The sequence below is a fragment of the Saccharicrinis aurantiacus genome (genome assembly GCF_947489045.1).
Lineage (GTDB): Bacteria > Bacteroidota > Bacteroidia > Bacteroidales > Marinilabiliaceae > Saccharicrinis > Saccharicrinis aurantiacus.
This window is the reverse complement of record NZ_CANLCN010000005.1, coordinates 249,337-267,198: the sequence shown is the minus strand read 5'-3', so window position 1 is coordinate 267,198 and position 17,862 is coordinate 249,337. Positions and strand designations below refer to the sequence as shown.

General features: G+C 34.3%; 16 protein-coding genes. 7 read left to right on the top strand and 9 right to left on the bottom strand.

All coding sequences use genetic code 11. The features are described from left to right. Positions 1-321 precede the first annotated feature (321 nt). The 3 genes from QMO11_RS08345 (at position 322) to QMO11_RS08335 (ending at position 3,163) form a co-directional block, all read left to right on the top strand. On the top strand, positions 322-1,842 hold the full coding sequence (locus tag QMO11_RS08345; protein WP_282036866.1) for a SulP family inorganic anion transporter: 1,521 nt from the start codon (positions 322-324) through the stop codon (positions 1,840-1,842). Between the two features lie 42 nt (positions 1,843-1,884). Further along, entirely contained in the window at positions 1,885-2,526 is a 642-nt protein-coding gene (locus QMO11_RS08340; RefSeq protein WP_282036865.1) for a carbonic anhydrase, read from the top strand. Between the two features lie 163 nt (positions 2,527-2,689). Continuing rightward, positions 2,690-3,163, top strand: a complete 474-nt coding sequence (locus QMO11_RS08335; protein WP_282036864.1) for a hypothetical protein — start codon at positions 2,690-2,692, stop codon at positions 3,161-3,163. Positions 3,164-3,167: 4 nt separating this feature from the next. Here the strand turns inward: QMO11_RS08335 and QMO11_RS08330 are convergent, their stop codons facing one another. Further along, on the bottom strand, positions 3,168-4,727 hold the full coding sequence (locus QMO11_RS08330; protein ID WP_282036863.1) for a sigma-54 interaction domain-containing protein: 1,560 nt from the start codon (positions 4,725-4,727) through the stop codon (positions 3,168-3,170). Between the two features lie 348 nt (positions 4,728-5,075). Here QMO11_RS08330 and QMO11_RS08325 point away from each other — a divergent pair, with 348 nt between their 5' ends. The 3 genes from QMO11_RS08325 (at position 5,076) to QMO11_RS08315 (ending at position 7,308) form a co-directional block, all read left to right on the top strand. Then, positions 5,076-5,384 (top strand): hypothetical protein, encoded by a 309-nt coding sequence (locus QMO11_RS08325; RefSeq protein ID WP_282036862.1) that lies wholly within the window; start codon positions 5,076-5,078, stop codon positions 5,382-5,384. Between the two features lie 75 nt (positions 5,385-5,459). Then, positions 5,460-6,101 (top strand): YiiX/YebB-like N1pC/P60 family cysteine hydrolase, encoded by a 642-nt coding sequence (locus QMO11_RS08320; protein WP_282036861.1) that lies wholly within the window; start codon positions 5,460-5,462, stop codon positions 6,099-6,101. A gap of 7 nt (positions 6,102-6,108) precedes the next feature. Continuing rightward, on the top strand, positions 6,109-7,308 hold the full coding sequence (locus QMO11_RS08315; protein ID WP_282036860.1) for an aldo/keto reductase: 1,200 nt from the start codon (positions 6,109-6,111) through the stop codon (positions 7,306-7,308). A 62-nt stretch (positions 7,309-7,370) separates the two neighbouring features. On the opposite strand, the gene QMO11_RS08310 is transcribed toward QMO11_RS08315, so the two are convergent. After that, the gene (locus QMO11_RS08310; protein WP_068473833.1) at positions 7,371-8,084 is read right to left on the bottom strand and encodes a YebC/PmpR family DNA-binding transcriptional regulator; all 714 of its coding nucleotides are present in this window, start codon (positions 8,082-8,084) and stop codon (positions 7,371-7,373) included. A gap of 299 nt (positions 8,085-8,383) precedes the next feature. Here QMO11_RS08310 and ctlX point away from each other — a divergent pair, with 299 nt between their 5' ends. Then, positions 8,384-9,307, top strand: a complete 924-nt coding sequence (gene ctlX / locus QMO11_RS08305) for a citrulline utilization hydrolase CtlX (protein ID WP_282036859.1) — start codon at positions 8,384-8,386, stop codon at positions 9,305-9,307. Positions 9,308-9,414: 107 nt separating this feature from the next. Here the strand turns inward: ctlX and QMO11_RS08300 are convergent, their stop codons facing one another. The 7 genes from QMO11_RS08300 to QMO11_RS08270 form a co-directional block, all read right to left on the bottom strand. Further along, positions 9,415-11,136: a hypothetical protein gene (locus QMO11_RS08300; RefSeq protein WP_282036858.1), complete on the bottom strand. Its 1,722-nt coding sequence runs from the start codon at positions 11,134-11,136 to the stop codon at positions 9,415-9,417. A 426-nt stretch (positions 11,137-11,562) separates the two neighbouring features. Next, complete coding sequence (locus tag QMO11_RS08295) at positions 11,563-11,991, bottom strand: hypothetical protein (protein ID WP_282036857.1); 429 nt, start codon at positions 11,989-11,991, stop codon at positions 11,563-11,565. A gap of 146 nt (positions 11,992-12,137) precedes the next feature. Next, the gene (pnp, locus tag QMO11_RS08290; RefSeq protein WP_282036856.1) at positions 12,138-14,261 is read right to left on the bottom strand and encodes a polyribonucleotide nucleotidyltransferase; all 2,124 of its coding nucleotides are present in this window, start codon (positions 14,259-14,261) and stop codon (positions 12,138-12,140) included. Positions 14,262-14,399: 138 nt separating this feature from the next. Next, positions 14,400-14,669 (bottom strand): 30S ribosomal protein S15, encoded by a 270-nt coding sequence (gene rpsO / locus QMO11_RS08285; protein ID WP_068473844.1) that lies wholly within the window; start codon positions 14,667-14,669, stop codon positions 14,400-14,402. 125 nt (positions 14,670-14,794) lie between these two features. Further along, complete coding sequence (locus QMO11_RS08280) at positions 14,795-15,382, bottom strand: hypothetical protein (RefSeq protein WP_068473847.1); 588 nt, start codon at positions 15,380-15,382, stop codon at positions 14,795-14,797. Positions 15,383-15,474: 92 nt separating this feature from the next. Further along, positions 15,475-16,509 (bottom strand): potassium channel family protein, encoded by a 1,035-nt coding sequence (locus tag QMO11_RS08275; protein ID WP_068473850.1) that lies wholly within the window; start codon positions 16,507-16,509, stop codon positions 15,475-15,477. A gap of 5 nt (positions 16,510-16,514) precedes the next feature. Then, positions 16,515-17,786: a DUF2851 family protein gene (locus tag QMO11_RS08270; RefSeq protein WP_282036855.1), complete on the bottom strand. Its 1,272-nt coding sequence runs from the start codon at positions 17,784-17,786 to the stop codon at positions 16,515-16,517. Positions 17,787-17,862 lie beyond the last annotated feature (76 nt).

The following is a 17,862-nucleotide window of genomic DNA, read 5'->3' as shown; positions in this document are numbered from 1 at the left end:
ACAAATAATGAACCATAATATTCTTAAATCTCCGTTTCACTTTTTATAAAAATGCGAGTTGAAGTTGCAAATTATACAATCTCCTTCTGAAAACTGAATAATTCATCCTTTTATTTCTGAAAATTAAAAGCCACACCTAATTGCGTTTGAAAGCGTGTAAGCATATGCTTTTATTCATTTTTAGAGTGTTTCAATTTTTCTGCAACTGTTTCACTTTAGCAAATGGGAATTAACAAACTGAAAATGGGATTCTACAAACAACTGGAATTCATAGCTTAGCCATACATCATTCGTAAACTATTAACAACAAAACATACAACTATGAAAACAATAAAGTTTGATGCCATGGCTAGCATCGTAGTATTTTTAGTGGCGCTTCCGCTTTGTTTAGGAATTGCATTAGCATCTGGCGCACCACTTATATCAGGATTAATTACCGGTATAATTGGTGGTATTGTAGTAGGATCGCTCAGCGACTCAAAAGTAAGCGTTAGTGGACCGGCCGCAGGATTAACTGTAATTGTATTTAGTGCCATTGCCACAATTGGTTCGTTTCAGGCATTTTTGGTGGCCGTAGTATTATCAGGTGTAATACAATTAATACTGGGTTATCTAAAGGCCGGAGTTATTGGTCACTTCTTTCCATCGTCGGTAATTATGGCAATGTTAACGGCAATTGGTATTACTATTATTATTTCTCAAATACCACATGCCATTGGCTACGATATTGTAGAACAGATGCGCGAACATGGCCTAGTAGCCTTGGCACATAGTTTTGAACATGCCATAATTGGGGCTACAATAGTGAGCATTATTTCTTTGGTAATATTATTAGTGTGGGATACGCCAAAATTTAAAAATCATAAGATACTGAAATTAATACCGGCTCCTTTGGTGGTTGTGTTTGTTGGGGTATTGTGTAATTTGGTATTTAAGAAATGGTTCCCTGCTTTTTATATAGATACCACGCACCTGGTGGCTTTACCCGAGTTTACTTCAGCTGCTTCTGTATGGAACGAGATGAACTGGCCCGACTTTAAAGGCCTTTTAAATACCAATGTGTATATGGCTGCAATTACAATTGCCATTATAGGAAGTTTAGAATCGCTTTTAAGCTTGGAGGCGGCCGATAAATTAGATCCTGCCAAACGAATTTCATCACCAAACCAGGAGTTGAAAGCACAGGGTATTGGTAATATAATAGCTGGGTTACTCGGTGGTATTCCTTTAACTGCAGTAATAGTGCGTAGCTCAGCAAATATAAACGCTGGGGCTAAATCAAAAAAATCAGCCATCTTACATGGTGTGCTTCTTCTTATTGCTGTTCTTTTCTGTGGTTCCGTTCTTAATTACATTCCTCTAGCTGCTTTAGCTGCCATACTTATTCATGTAGGTTTAAAACTTAATAAAATCTCGACCTACAAAAAGGTTATTGCAGGCGGGGCCGATCAATATATCCCCTTCTTCACAACCATTGCCGTAGTATTGGCTACCGATTTACTTAAAGGAATTATAGTGGGAATTACGGTAGGATTCATTTTCATGATAAAATCAAACTTTCGTTCTGCCATTCTCAAGGCCAATGTGAATAACAACTATTTAATTAAAATGACGAACAACATGTACTTTTTTAATAAAGCGCAACTCCGTAAAGCATTACAGAAAATACCTGCTAACTCTAACGTATTAATTGATGGTACACACATCGACTTTATTGATCATGATGTTGAAGAAATTATTGAAGATTACATTGCAATGGCAGCTGATAATAACATTACCGTTACCCTAAAAAAGTCAACTACAGCAAACATCTCCCTTTTTAAACAAGATGCTAGTGCGTAAAAAACGGCGCACTAGAAAACAATCACTTTAAACTTTGAAACAATGAAATCATACGAACAAATATTTTTAGCTAACAGAGAGTGGTCACAGTCGAAACTAATAAAAGACCCCAATTACTTTAAACGATTATCTCTTAACCAAAGTCCACAATATTTATGGATAGGCTGTAGCGATAGTAGAGTTCCGGCAAACGAAGTAACAGGTACCGGTGCAGGCGAATTATTTGTACACCGAAATATTGCCAACCAAGTATTTAGTACCGATAAAAACTTTATGAGCGTACTAAAATATGCGGTCGACTATCTAAAGGTTGAACACATTGTTATATGTGGGCATTATGGTTGTGGTGGTGTAAAAGCTGCCATGTCTGATTTGCAAGATGAACATATTACCCCTTGGATAAATGGAATTAAAAAAACTGCAGAGTGTAATAAAGATACCCTTAACCAGATTAAAGACGAAACAACTAAGATTAACAGCATGATTGAGATTAATGTAATTGAGCAGGTGGATCGCTTATATAATAATCCCATTGTTAGGGCAGCTTGGGCACGAGGGCATCATTTACATATTCATGGATGGATATTCGATCTTGAAACAGGAGAGTTAAGCACTTTAAAAGAAGTGAACCCCGACGAACTACCCCTTGATATTTATAATAATCAGGAAACATTAGTCAATTAGTTTGTAATAATAACCTGAGCTCTTCAAATACGGCTGAGCTCAGGTTAATAGTATGGCCTCTATTATTACTCCAGGCTATTATATAATATCAGAAGCATTTACTCACCAATAGCAATTACCATGATTTGATAACAGTACTAACACATTACCAAAAAACTACATCATGAAAATCTATCATCTATTTACAACTATATGCATTCTATTTATAGGAAGTATTGAATGCACAGCAAATACCGATTCTATATCTACTAATAAATATGCTGAAACAACATTTCATTATGCACACCACAAACCAGTTATACTAAAATGTGAACAAGGAGATGCTTTTGAATTGAGTATTAGAAAATACAGAACAAAGCATGCTTTTAAAATTATCCCTTGCGGATTTAAGTACATCAACTTTAACAAATTAAGCTTTGTATTTTCTGATGGACAAGCAGTTACCATAGAAAACAAAACCCCTACAAATGGGATAACTTGCTATTTTGGTGATATTTGGGAGAATGAAGAGTTATGGCATTGGCTAGAGAATAAAGATTTAGAATCCCTTGTAATAAATGATATGAATGAAATCTACCTGAAAGATAAATCCTTAATAAAGTCGATACTAAGCACCTTAGAAGACAAACGTTTATAAAACACTAAACCTTATACCTCCAAGCATCAATATTGTATTTTTTGATACGAGTACCAAGCTTACGTTCTGTTATCTTAAGAATTTCAGCTGCTTTTGATATGTTTCCTTTGGTTGAAGTTAAACCTTCAAGGATTAATTGTTTTTCCAAACGTTCTAATACTCCTTGCATACCATCTTGCGAGCCTGTTGCGGTAGAATCAGCAGTTTGCAATGTTGGAGGTAAGTTATAACTATGCACAACATTATCTTTTGATAAGATACAAGCACGCTCAATTACATTTTCTAATTCTCTTACATTTCCGGGCCAGCCATAAACCATCAACATATTAATGGCCGAGGTGGTAATACGCGTAATGTTGGCTCTATTTTTATTATTAAACTTACTAATAAAATGATCTGCCAATAATGGTATATCATTTCTTCTTTCACGAAGCGCAGGCACAAATATCGGAAATACATTTATTCGATAAAAAAAGTCCTCACGGAACAAACCATCCTCAATAGATTGTTCAAGATGCTTGTTGGTAGCACATACAATTCTAACATCAACCTTAATTGTTTCAGAACCTCCCAAGCGTTCAAATTCGCGCTCTTGTAGAATTCTCAATAATTTAACTTGCGTTTGAAGCGGAAGGTCTCCAATTTCATCTAAAAATATGGTTCCTCCATCAGCCAACTCAAACCTACCTACCCTTCTTTGATCTGCTCCTGTAAAAGCACCTTTCTCATGCCCAAACAATTCACTCTCAATTAAAGAATCTGGCAGAGCTGAACAGTTTACCTTAACCATTTTTTTATTAGCTCTCTCACTCCTATTATGAATGGCCTCAGCAACCAACTCCTTCCCAATTCCACTTTCACCTCGTATCATTACAGTACTATTGGTTTTAGCCACCATTTCAACAAGTGAAAATACATCTTGCATCTTAGTACTATTCCCCACCATATTCGACGAGAAATTACCTCTATCAATTTCTGATTGTAACTCTTTATTTTTTTGCTTCAGTTCTTCAAGCTCTTCAAGTTTAACTTGTCGAGTTTCAACCGTTTTTGCAATTAATGAACCAATAATTGAAAGTAAATGAATATCTTCTTCATAAGTAATGTGTGGGTTAAAAGGACGAACAACACTTAAAGCACCCGAGGTTTTATTAAGTACCATAATGGGTACACATATAAAGGTTAGCTCTCGACCTGCCTTACGCACTTCGGAACGGGTTTTATTTAAAAATAAATTTGATTTTGATATTTCTTGTATCACAATTGGTTGTCCCAGTTCAACAACTTTACCAATTACGCCTTCTCCTAATCGGTACTTTCCTCGAGATTGTTGCTGATGACTAAGACCATAGGCAGCCTCAATCCCTATATTTGAGTTGTTTCTATTGTATATTGTTAAAAAGCTTCGCTCCGCATCTAAGTACTCCACGAGCATTTTAAGAATAGGACTTAAATCGTTCTTTAATTCTTTACTGGTAATTAAGCGTTGACCAATTTCAAATAGTAGGGTCATTTCTTTTAACCCATAACATTGCTCGCTTCCTTTCTTACACTTTGTATGCATCTGCTTCGGTATATTTCAGTTTATAACTTAGGTTCGACCAAATATAACAATTCCTAAGTCCAATAAACCAAACTAACAAAACAATTAACACAATTTATAACTAATAAAAACAAAACCCCCTCAAAATAGTTCATTATTCACATAAAATTAACTTAATATAAATATACCCCCATCATATTAAGCCTGCACAAATAAAATAACTCAACTTAAACCAATAACAATTTATAAGCACTATAATATAATTCCTTTATTAACTACAGGGTAAATTTTGATAAAAAAATAATTATCAATAACTTAACAATAAATTAGTCTACATATACAATAGTAAAACCCTTAAATTTATTTCTTATGATTCACTTTTCTGATATTGAGATTAACAAGTTTCAACTAAACTCTCTATTAAATCAACACGAAAAAAAAGGATTTAAGTTTTTATTACGAAACGAAATTTGTTGTTCTTCTTGTAAGAATAAAGATTCTCAAATTATTAACAAACATACTTTGTATTTAGATCGGTTTAATGATTTAAAAATTAGTGGTGAGTGTAGTAATTGCGGATCAAGTATAAATTACATAATACCATTTGGCCATAGCGAAACCTTTTTCAGAAAAGCAATACAATTCAGACACAAGCAGCTCGAAACAGTAGACAATTAAGTCTATTTCAATAAATCAATAAAAGCATAAAGGCTCGAAGTACCCCCTTCGAGCTTTTTTTATTAGTTTTGCTCCATGAAAAATAAAGAATACCTATTGAGTGTTATTATACTACTTACATTCTCAATAGCTTGTACAAGTCCAAACTCAATGAATCAAATTAAAACAGGAGATATACTTTTTAGAGGTAATACACAACAAGGTCTTTCCGACGCAATTAATAAAGTAACTCAAACCCAAAAAAATACGAACTATTCACACATGGGAATCTGTTATGTTTCAGCTGACACCATTTGGATTTTTCATGCTGCTCCTGAGAAAGGTGTATGTAAAGAAGAGATTAATTTATTTTTATCTCCGAACAACGAAGCTAAATACACTACTGATTTGTATCGTTTGAAACCAGATTTAGCGCAGTCAGCTATTAAAGCTAGCCATAAAGCTAAAAAATATATAGGCCTACCTTATAACTACTCCTATATTATTGAAGATACTGGCATGTACTGCTCTGAGTACATCTATGAACTATTTAAAGAAGATAGTGTTTTCACCTTAGATCCAATGACTTTTAAAGATGCACATAGCAATACTTTCAATAAAACTTGGATACAACATTATCAAAATTTAGGCATTGAAATTCCAGAAGGCGAGCTAGGATGTAACCCAAATGGAATGGCGGCTAGCGAAAATTTAATATACATAACGAATATTCAGTAAGAACATAATGGAATATAGAAGGTTTGGCAAAACAGAAAAAATGCTGAGTGCCATAACTATGGGAGGAATGCGCTTTAAGCATTGTTGGGAAGATCCGTATGATGAAATACCGTCAGATACGCAAGAACATTGCAACCAATTGGTACAATTAGCTCTTGACTATGGTATCAATCATTTTGAAACTGCACGTGGCTACAAAAAAAGTGAAACTGTATTTGGTCGTACATTAAACGAACACCTTAAGGTAAAAAGAGATCGCTACTTTTTAATGACAAAAGGTGCTCCGGTTACTGCCGAAGATATGCGTATTAAAGTTGAAGAACAATTAACTACGCTAAAAACAGATTACCTAGATTTTTATGCCTGGCACGGCATTAATAACTTTGATATACTTAAAGAATCGTGCAAAACAGGTGGCGCAATTGAAGAGCTTCATAAGCTTAAGGAAGAAGGTATTGTTAAACACATCGGTTTTAGTACGCATGCTCCGCTAGAAGTTATTATTAAAACAATTGAAACCGATTTATTTGAATTTGTAAATCTTCATTATTATTACTTTAATCAACGAAATGAGGCCGCAATATCTATGGCTGAATTAAAGGATATGGGAGTGTTTATAATTTCTCCAAACGATAAGGGTGGCCAATTATTTAATGCTCCTCAAAAAGTGAGGAATGCCATACCGCATGCTACACCAATACAGTGGAATGCGCGTTTTTGCCTACAGAACCCTTCTGTTCACACCTTATCTTTTGGTATGACAGAGCCAGAACATTATGCAGAAATGAATAAAATTTTCCCATCTCACATACCATTATCTGGCAATGATTTGGAAAGTAAATTTAAGTTGGATAAAATGATAGGCGACGATCCCTACGCGGCCTATGGTGGATTTAATTTAGGTAATGATCGTTCTAATATCGACATACCAGAGATTTTAAGATGGCGTAAACTTTGGAAATGCTACGATATGCTTGATTTTGCAAGGTATAGATACAAAGAGCTGAACAATGAAAATCATTGGGTAAGAGGAGTTCTTGCAACACCCTCAAATATTAATAAAATAAATTGGGATAAAGTTCCTCAAGATATTCCTCTAAAAGAAATGCTAACTGAAGCGCATGAAGCTTTTTACAAAAATCCATCTGTAATAAAAAGCATCAACCCTAAAGACCTCACTTTCATTAAAAACAAGAATACAAATTAAAAAAAACGCCTTCTAACAATAAATGTTAGAAGGCGCATATATACTTTTAGCTTAATCAAATACTAAAGCTCTGCTGTATGATAAACATTTACAACGTCATCATCTTCCTCAAATTTACCTAGCATTTTCTCAAACTTAACTGTTTCTTCTTCAGAAAGTTTCTTAGTTGTTGTTGGAATTCTTTCGAACTCAGCACTTACTAATTCAAATTCATTTTCCTCCAAAAATGCTTGGATAGAACCGAAGCTACCAAAATCACCATAAATAATGATATTCCCTTCTTCTTCGAAAATTTCATTAGCCCCTGCATCAATCATTTCGAGCTCTAATTCCTCAAGGTCTAATCCTTCCTTTGATTTAACCTTAAAGTGACAATTATGCTCAAACATATAATCAACACTACCTGTTGTACCTAATGAACCACCAGCTTTACTAAAGTAACTACGAACGGCGCCAACAGTACGCGTATTATTATTGGTTGTCGTTTCAACTAATACTGCAACACCAAATGGACCATAGCCTTCAAAAACAACTTCTTTCCAATCCTCTTGATCTTTTTCTGTGGCCTTTTTTATAGCACGCTCAACATTATCCTTAGGCATATTAGCTGCCTTTGCATTTTGGATAAGTACTCTTAAACGTGGGTTAGCTTTTGGATCAGGACCGCTCTCTTTAACAGCAGTGGTTATTTCACGGCCAATTTTAGTGAAAGTTTTGGCCATTGTTCCCCAACGTTTTAGTTTCGTTGCCTTACGATATTCAAATGCGCGTCCCATATTTATATTTTAATATTCTGATTTTATAATTTGACTGACAAAGCTATAATTCCTATCATAAAAAATCAAACAATGCGATAAGTTTTATACTAAATATAAACAATAAGTTGTGTTGGGGTATAATTATCTATCTAATCAGATTGATTTGAACAAGTATGCCAAGCATCATTCTTTAGAAATATTGATAATAATATATTTAGCTTTTATAAGCTAAGGTAATATTCATTGAATTTTAAACTAATTACAACTCTGGTAAAACTATATTACTTCGAGTTAATACATGAATTAAACAAAATTATATGCAACAAGTAACCGACACTATCTTACTAATCAGACCTGCTAATTTTGGATACAATACGGAGACAGCAAGCTCAAATGCATTCCAGAATAACGTAGAACTATCTCCTAACCAAATTAAGGATAAATCATTATTAGAGTTTGATGAAGTAGTTAAACAATTAAGAGAAAACTTTATTAATGTAATCGTATTTGATGATACAATATCCCCAATCAAACCTGATGCTATATTTCCTAATAATTGGGCAAGCTATCATCATGATGGAAAGGTTTTATTATACCCAATGGCTGCGCCTAACAGACGCCTTGAGCGTAGAATGGATATTATTAATTCACTCTCTAAAGAATTTGAAATAAGTGAAATGATAGACTTATCTCATCACGAAAAAAAAGGTAAATATCTTGAATCTACCGGAAGTATAATATTCGATCATGTAAATAAAATAGCTTACGCTTGCTTATCAGATCGTACCAATAAGGAACTCTTGTTAGAAGTGTGTGATCTATTAAAATATAAACCAATACATTTTAACGCACTGGATGATAAAAATAAGGCTATATATCATACCAATGTAATGATGTGTATAACCGAAAATACAGCAATTGTATGCTTAGAGAGCATAAAAGATGCATCAGAAAAAAAGATAGTTACAGACTCATTAACCGAATCTGGTCACGAAATTATAGATATATCATTAAAACAAGTGAAGGCTTTAGCGGGAAATATGTTAGGCGTTATCAACAAAATGGGCGATCGCATATTAGTTATGTCGAAAAGCGCACACGAAAGTCTCAATACTGATCAGATAAACAATATATCAGAACATTCTAAAATACTACCATTAGATGTTAGTACAATTGAGAAGATAGGAGGAGGAAGCATAAGATGCATGATAGCTGAAATCTTTTTACAAAAGAAACCGTAGCATCATATTTTAATCTAAAGATTCTAATTCTGATCAAACAGAAAATACAAGAGCATAAAAAAGGCTGTCCAAAATGGACAGCCTTTATATTTTAGACTTAAATCTAATTATTGAATAATAGACTTAAATGTAGCATCTTCGATGAATTTACCGAACTCCATGTCTTTAGCAGCAGCAGCTTTTAAAGAATCATCAAGCTTAACAGCTTTACGTAAGCTATCAAATAATAAATCGTTATCAGCAGTGCGAGCACCAACGATAGCTTTTAAATAATATTTGAAACCTACTTCATGAGTATTTGCGTTTAATGTTGATAAAGCAGCATCATATTTAGTAGCTAATATTTTAGCTAAAGCAGCGTTACAAGATGTAGAGTTTCCGAAATAACGCATAGCAGCATCATAATCACCTTTGTGAATTGAAACGATTCCTAAGTTCTCATCTAACTCAGGTCCAGCTCCAGCAGCAGCTCCAAAAAACTCTTCAGCTTTAGCTAAATCACCTTCACGTAAAGCAATTACACCCAAATTATTGTTAATGATAGGATTGTTAGCGCTGATTTCATTAGCTTTTGTTAAAGAAGCTTTAGCTTCAGCTAATTTATCTTGCTTCACTAAGATGTAAGCTACATCGTTGTGACCTCTCCAACATTTAGGGAATACTTCGTTTACACTTTTGTAAATAGATAATTGCTCATCTAAATCTTCAGTTAAAGTAGCAGCATATAATAATTCTTCAACATTTAACTCTGAAGGATTAGAAGCAGCTAATTCTTTAATTTCTTCATCAGACTTACCAATTACTTCAACATCTACAGAAATCTGTGAACGACGTAATTTTGGTAAAACTTCATCAGCAATTGCTTTATAAGCCTCTGCCATATTTTTGATTTCTTTTTCACGTACTTCAGGATCTGAGTACATAGAAAGAACTCTTAAGATTAACTCTTTGTCTTGAATACTTGACTTCTCCATCATTTCTTGGAAACCTTCCCAATCTTCAGGAGTATTTTTTGTAGTTACAAAACCTTCTTCAGAAACATCAACTTTTGATCTTTTTAACTCTCTAGTTAAATAAGAAGCAGAGGCTTTTTGTCTTTTCTCAGAAAGAGATGTATTTAAATCTGTAGGACCATCTGGAGATGCATAAGCAGAAACTTTAGCTCCTTTGAAATTAATATTTTCAGCAGCTTTTGATTCTTTTACAAATGCTTTTAAAGCAGCAACCTCATCTTTTCTTAATTCAGTACCTCTCAATGAAGCTTGTTGAATAAGGAAGTAAACGTATGCCTCTTTAGACTCGTTAATTACTCTTTGGAAATTATCTTTTCCTAAAGCAACAGCAGCACCTTTATCTTTTACTAACTCGGCTGTAGCAATAACACCATCAGCAATTTTGTAATCATCAAACTCAGCAACTTTACTTCCTTTTGTAGCCTTGATACGAACTACTAACTCAGACACTTTCATGTTTTCGTTGTAAGGAACTGTTCCTGTGTAAGAATATTGTCCACCGTTAGCATAAGAAATAACTTGATTGTTACCTTCTACGCTCTCACCTTGTACTGTTTTTGATGGGAAAACTGTTTCACCACCATCATACTTAAGTACTGGCGTTAACTCAATAACAGCTTTCTTATCCATGTACTTTTCTGGAACTTTTACACTGATAGCTACATCTACGTTACCTGCATGTGCCTCCAATACTTCTGGAGTAACAGTATATTGTACGTCTGACGCTCCACCTTTCATCTTATTTAACCCAGCACAGCTAGCTAATAACGCTACTAAGGCTAATGAAGCAAAAATGTTGATACTTGATCTTTTCATAATAATTTAACCTAATTATATGTTTCCAATTAACTTTCTAAAATAATTGCACCTTCCATTTTTAGAGAGGTGCTACAAATTTAGTAATGTTTTTAATAAAAAAAAGAGTACTATTAATTAAATGCAAATATACACATCATAGGCAAATAACATAAATTTCACCTTGATTATGCTAAAAAAAAAATTCTGTTAATTATTTAAGGATATCCTTCTTATCACAATGATTAAAAAGTCAACTTAATTTTTCCTTAAAAAGTAATCCAATTAATAAATTTCCGTTTAAAAAAGGATATACTCGCTACAATCTTAAGATTTCTAACTAATGCATAGTAATACTAGCCAAGTTAGTAAATTCATTGATTCGACAACTTATGGTATCTATGTTGTAAAACAGACAAAAAACAATCGTTAGTGAATAATCCAAAACTAGAAAATTAGTCCGTTTTTTTTCATCTTCTTTTCAACACGCTTTCCCCAAAACCATCCCGATAATGTACCTAACAGCCATCCCATAACAACACCTGTTTTCATTAACTGTGGTTCGATAAGTCCTAAGAGAAACCCTATAAATAATCCCACTACCATCAATACAACAGTTTTATAAGATAAAACCAACCCTTTAGGGCGAATGCCATGAGCAGACTTGAGGTGTTGCATTGTTTCGTCCACCACGTTCTCAAATTCTACCAAATGATCATTCCCATCATCAAAAAATTCTTCAAATGCAATTGTAGATTCTTGTAGTTTACACCAATAATTTCTGCAATCAGGACATGAATCCTTTTTCGCCTCAAGCAATTCTCCAAGGCGCGGTAACATTTCAAAATTTGCTAAACGAGACTGAATTCGTGGCATTTTTTCCACTTTTTGATCAAGCTCATTTATCCAATCTTCACATGACTTTAATTCATTCATAATAATATATTATAATCTAAATGTAGAAATTTAGACAAAAAAAAAGGCCTCGAAAGGCCTTTTAATTATAGTAATCGTTTTATCAACTAGTTTTTCGGCTTACGCTCTGGACGAGGTAAAAGCACTTTGCGAGATAATTTTAATTTACCAGAACGCTGGTCAACTTCAATTAACTTCACTTCTACTTCTTCGCCTTCTTTAAGTGCATCTTCAACTTTCTCAAGTCTTTTCCACTCAATTTCAGAGATGTGTAATAAACCATCTTTACCTGGCATAATCTCAACGAATGCACCAAAAGGAACGATAGATTTTACTTTACCTTTGTAAACCTCTCCTACTTCAGGAACAGCTACAATACCTTTAATTTTTGCTAATGCAGCATTAATTGAATCCGCATTATCAGCAGAAATACTTACTTGTCCGAAATCACCATCTTCTTCGATAGTAACTGTAGACTCTGTAGTAGCTTGAATCTCTTGAATAATTTTTCCACCTGGTCCGATTACTGCACCGATCATATCTTTCGGAATAGTAATTTTCTCCATACGTGGAGCATGAGGCTTAAGATCGGCACGTGGCTCAGTCATTGTTTCCTCAATCTTATCCATAATATGTAAACGACCTTCGCGCGCTTGTAATAAAGCTTGCTCTAACACTTCGTAAGGTAAACCATCTACTTTAATATCCATTTGCGTAGCAGTAATACCATCGCGAGTACCTGTTACTTTAAAGTCCATATCACCTAAGTGATCCTCATCTCCTAAGATATCAGAAAGAACTGCAAATTTTTCAGAATCGGTAATTAATCCCATTGCAATACCTGTAACTGGTTTTTTAATAGGTACACCCGCGTCCATTAGAGCTAATGTTCCTGCACAAACTGTTGCCATTGATGACGAACCGTTTGATTCAAGAATATCAGACATAATACGAACTGTATATGGATAATCCTCAGGTAACATATCTTTTAGTGCTCTAAATGCTAAGTTACCATGACCAATCTCACGGCGGCTCGTACCACGTGAAGCACGTGCATCACCAGTTGAGAATGGAGGAAAGTTATAGTGTAATAAGAATCTTTCAGTTGTTCTGTTTAATACATCATCAACTAATTTTTCATCTAATTTAGTACCTAAAGTAACTGTTGCTAATGCTTGAGTTTCTCCACGTGTAAAGATAGATGAACCATGAGGACCTGGAAGGTAATCAACCTCAGACCAAATAGGACGAATCTCGTCAGTTTTACGACCATCTAAACGTACTCTTTCATCAAGAACACAACGGCGAACTGCTTCTTTTTCAACATCGTGGTAATATTTACCAATTAAACCTGCAGGAATTTCATCTTCCTCAGTATAATTAGCTGCAACATACTCTTCTTTAATGGCTGCAAATTTATCTGCACGCTCATGCTTTGGAAGACCTGCTTTTGCTACTTCGTATACTTTATCGTAGGTAGCTGCTTTGATATGATCAAATAATTCTTGATCATTCTCTTCGTGACAATACTCACGCTTAGTAGTAGCACCAACTGCTTCTGCTAATTCTATTTGAGCTTGACACTGAACTTTAATTGCATCGTGGGCGAATTTCATAGCTTCAAGCATTTCTGCTTCAGAAACTTCTTCCATTTCACCCTCTACCATTAAAATATTTTCCATCGTTGCACCAACAACAACTTCCATATCAGCAGCAGCTAATTGTGTACGTGTTGGATTAAGAATTAATTCTCCTTCAACGCGAGCTACTCTACATTCAGAGATTGGCCCATTAAACGGAATATCTGAAACTGCTAATGCAGCAGAAGCAGCTAAACCAGCTAAAGCATCAGGTAAATCTTCTTTATCACCAGAAATTAAGTTAATGGTAACAAATGTATCAGCGTGATAATCCTCTGGAAATAGAGGACGTAATGCTCTATCGACTAAACGACAAACCAATATTTCATTATCAGAAGGACGAGCCTCCCTTTTCATAAATCCACCTGGGAAACGACCTACGGCCGAAAATTTCTCTCTGTACTCTACAGATAAAGGCATAAAATCTGTACCCGGTGTAGCATCTTTTGCAGAAACTACTGTGGCTAGCAAATAAGTATTGCCCATTTTAACAACTACCGAACCGTCAGCCTGTTTAGCTAACTTCCCTGTTTCGATAGTAATTGATCTTCCATCGCCAAGATCAATAACTTTTTCAATTGGAGTAATCATATCTCTTTTCTTTTTCTCTTATTGTCGCCCAAATATATAGATTATATTCTTAATCAGCGATTTATTTTATGTGAAATACCTTGGTCCATAAAAAAAGGCAACCCACAATGGATTGCCTTTTTAATTTTTGAAGTTGGATTACTTACGAATACCTAATTCTTTAATTAAAGAACGGTATTTTTCAATGTCTTTGCTCTTGATATAATCAAGAAGACTTCTACGCTTACCAACTAATTTTTTCAAAGCGTGCTCTGTGCTATAATCTTTTCTATTAACCTTTAAATGCTCGGTTAAATGCGAGATACGGTAGGTAAATAGTGCCACCTGGCCTTCAGAAGAACCAGTATCAGTATTAGACTTTCCGTATTTTTCGAAGATTTCTTGCTTCTTTTCTGCTGTTAAATACATAACGCTGTTTATTTATATGATAAAAATTGCGGTGCAAAGATAATTATAATTTGATTCTCTGCAACCTATAGCTTAATTTATTTTTAATCAAGTAATTATTCAGCATCAATGCATTTGACTAATGCTTATTTCCCTTGCTCCTCAGCCATTTTATTCATCTCTTGATTGTAAATTTCTTCAAATTTCTTTTTGTCATAGTCAACTTGAAGTTTAGCATCATTAGAGATTCTGTTATTCATGCTATTCATCAAGTCTTCTTTATCAACCTCAATGGCAACAAATGATCTGTATTTTCCATCTGGCAATACACTTGATTTCTCGCAAGCAACAACAATATTACTAATTGTTTCATCAGCAACCTCACGAGTTAAGTTCTCAAATTTTTGTTCAAATTCTGATGCTGATCCCATTTCACGTTCATTCACATAACGATCCGTAACCGATTTTGTGTTTGATTGAATTAAAGTTACCAAACGTTGTTTGGCTAATAACAATGCTTTTTCTTTTGAAAGAGTTAAATCACTACTTGTTGCCATTGAGAATGAACGGAAAGTATTTTTATCTGACCTACCATCTTTTTCACAAGGTAAATCTTCTAAAACTTGACCAACCTCGCTATTAGTTGCTACTTTCTCTTTCGACTTACAGCTGTATACTCCAAATGATACTACTAGAGCTATGGCGCTCAACTTTAATACTTTTGATAATTTCATAACTATTCGTTTTTGGTTTTTTATACTAATACTCTTAACCTAAGCAACAAAAAATAGGCCATTAAACTTAGGATAATGAATACAATTAAAACTTATACTTGAGATTCTTGCAATATTTTTTTAAACTTTTCAACCTGCTCGTGTGTACCTAAAATAAAAAGCTTATCTTCTTTTGATATCTTTATTTGAGGAGAAGGGTTAAAAATATAAGTACCTTCTGGTGTTTTTAAGCCCACCAAATTAGCACCTGTTTTCTTTCTAAGGTTCAACTCATGAATATTCATTTTAGTATTCTCTTCAGAAATATGATCGCACGAAATCTCGGTTAAACGCACATCCATACTTCGTTGTAAAAGAATATTCTCAACAAACTCCACTACATCGGGCTGAGTAACAAGCTTAGCCATACGCTGCCCTCCTATTCTATCCGGCATGATAACATTAGTAGCACCAGCATGTCTCAACTTTAAGTCAGACCTAAACTCGCTTGCTCTACTAATAATTTTAAGCTTCGGATTCATTTCACGGGCTGTTAAAACTACAAAAATATTATCAGCATCATTGGGCAAAGCTGTAATTAATGCCTTTGCTTTTCTAATTTGAGCCATTTCAAGCACCTCTTCAGAACTTGCATCACCCTGTACGTATAGTAGTTTCGGATCTTCGAGAATACGCGCCACAACATGATCGCGTTTTTCTAAAATAACAAACTTCTCCCCATGTTCTTTTAATTCAACACAGGCCTGAAATCCGTTACGCCCATAACCACAAACCACCACATGGTTTTCGAGTTTTACAATTTGTTTTTTCACTTGATACTGTTTATATGATTGTTGCAATGCTCCTTCTACCACCAAACGAGTAACAGAAGTAATTACATAACCGAAAATTCCGAAACTAAAGATAATGAGAAGAACTGTAAATAACTTACCGCCATCTGACAAAGGAACAACTTCTCTGAACCCCACAGTGGAAATTGTAATCATGGTCATGTAAAGTGCATCGATAAAACGTGCACCTTCAATAAGCATAAAACCAATAGCACCAACAACAACTATTAATAGCAAGGCACTTACGCCATATACAATGGCTCTAAAATTATCTAAGTAGGGTACTCCTTTATTCACAGTTACTATTTAATGGCTAATACTTGATGACCTATTCTGCAGTGCAAGCACTTTTTAAGTTTACAATAATTATTAAACAAATATATTAAAGCCTGAGAATCTCCGGCACTTTTAACAGGTATTTCATTACACTTCCATTGATTAATTATTGAATTTCGTTCAGGTTTCATTTCAGAAAGCCATTTTAAGGCCTTTTGTTCATAGCTTACATTGCCATTCTTTTTACCAAATGTAAAAATATAAGGTATTATTGTATTGATGATGATATTTGAAATTGAAGTTTTTCCTAATCGTTTCTGAGTATCTTTAGATTCTTTACTGAAGGTATAATGCTTATCCCAGTAAACTGAGGCATCTACATTTAATAGTTTCTCAATATTTCTAATTTCTTGCTCCTCGGTTAAATTGCCAAAAACGCCTTTTAATTTATGCATCAAATTGGCTAACTGAGATATTCTAATGGTCGGGAAATTACTCGGACGCAATCTTAAAAATTTCCAAAGAAAAGAATCCATCGGCTTTAAGCCGTGCTTTTGTTTTAAAAACTGATAATCTGTCTGAAGCCGGGCGTAGTAATTATCGCCACCTGGCTCACTTAACATTCCGGCCTGACCGAATAGTAAAGCCTCTAATAAATCAATATCGTTACTATATTTTAAAAGGACTGATAGCGGAATAGATTGAGCCAATAGCTCAAAGGCAGTGCCATTTACACCCAATCCGAAACTTCGAAATAAGAGACGATAAAAAACCTCATCCCAATTATTGGTTGTATTATTTAACAAATGCTCTATGGAGTTTACTTTATGCTCTAAACGTTCAACTAACATTCGTTGTACCCATAAAGATATTTCAAAGGAGTTAATCTGATGCAAATGAGAGGCACATGCTAAATCGTGTACACTTGATGTTAAACTTAAATATTCATCATATAAATCTTCTGAATATTTTATCTCCAAACATGGAATTACCTCACCTTTCTGGTTTATTGCATCCTGATCAAACTGAGTAACAACATGCAAAATAACATTACTGTAGGCCTTATCTGTTTGGTGATTATGAGCAAGCCAATCGGAACTTTTTATATGAATTTCAACATTGCCAGCCCAAAGTGTATTCTCAATCTTAACTTTTGAGTTAAAGAAATCGGCACCAGCATTTGTATTTAGTTCACCAGGATTTATAATCTCAATTGTTTTACCACAAACAGTAAGGAGGTTATCGAGCTTGAATAATTTATGCTTCCATATATATTGTATGAATTCTTCATTTATCATGGAGTGTAAGTCTTAGGTTTAATACTGACCATTAAGATACACAACAATATATACAAACAAAAAAAGCTCCCATAAA

What these genes read in the sequence shown, in the direction of transcription:
- QMO11_RS08320 (WP_282036861.1), top strand. Translation starts at nt 5,460, where the DNA reads ATGAAAAATAAAGAATACCTATTGAGTGTTATTATACTACTTACATTC.
- QMO11_RS08315 (WP_282036860.1), top strand. Translation starts at nt 6,109, where the DNA reads ATGGAATATAGAAGGTTTGGCAAAACAGAAAAAATGCTGAGTGCCATA.
- QMO11_RS08325 (WP_282036862.1), top strand. Translation starts at nt 5,076, where the DNA reads ATGATTCACTTTTCTGATATTGAGATTAACAAGTTTCAACTAAACTCT.
- QMO11_RS08345 (WP_282036866.1), top strand. Translation starts at nt 322, where the DNA reads ATGAAAACAATAAAGTTTGATGCCATGGCTAGCATCGTAGTATTTTTA.
- QMO11_RS08270 (WP_282036855.1), bottom strand. Translation starts at nt 17,786, where the DNA reads ATGATAAATGAAGAATTCATACAATATATATGGAAGCATAAATTATTC.
- QMO11_RS08340 (WP_282036865.1), top strand. Translation starts at nt 1,885, where the DNA reads ATGAAATCATACGAACAAATATTTTTAGCTAACAGAGAGTGGTCACAG.
- QMO11_RS08280 (WP_068473847.1), bottom strand. Translation starts at nt 15,382, where the DNA reads ATGAAATTATCAAAAGTATTAAAGTTGAGCGCCATAGCTCTAGTAGTA.
- QMO11_RS08330 (WP_282036863.1), bottom strand. Translation starts at nt 4,727, where the DNA reads ATGCATACAAAGTGTAAGAAAGGAAGCGAGCAATGTTATGGGTTAAAA.
- rpsO (WP_068473844.1), bottom strand. Translation starts at nt 14,669, where the DNA reads ATGTATTTAACAGCAGAAAAGAAGCAAGAAATCTTCGAAAAATACGGA.
- QMO11_RS08300 (WP_282036858.1), bottom strand. Translation starts at nt 11,136, where the DNA reads ATGAAAAGATCAAGTATCAACATTTTTGCTTCATTAGCCTTAGTAGCG.
- QMO11_RS08335 (WP_282036864.1), top strand. Translation starts at nt 2,690, where the DNA reads ATGAAAATCTATCATCTATTTACAACTATATGCATTCTATTTATAGGA.
- pnp (WP_282036856.1), bottom strand. Translation starts at nt 14,261, where the DNA reads ATGATTACTCCAATTGAAAAAGTTATTGATCTTGGCGATGGAAGATCA.
- QMO11_RS08295 (WP_282036857.1), bottom strand. Translation starts at nt 11,991, where the DNA reads ATGCCACGAATTCAGTCTCGTTTAGCAAATTTTGAAATGTTACCGCGC.
- ctlX (WP_282036859.1), top strand. Translation starts at nt 8,384, where the DNA reads ATGCAACAAGTAACCGACACTATCTTACTAATCAGACCTGCTAATTTT.
- QMO11_RS08310 (WP_068473833.1), bottom strand. Translation starts at nt 8,084, where the DNA reads ATGGGACGCGCATTTGAATATCGTAAGGCAACGAAACTAAAACGTTGG.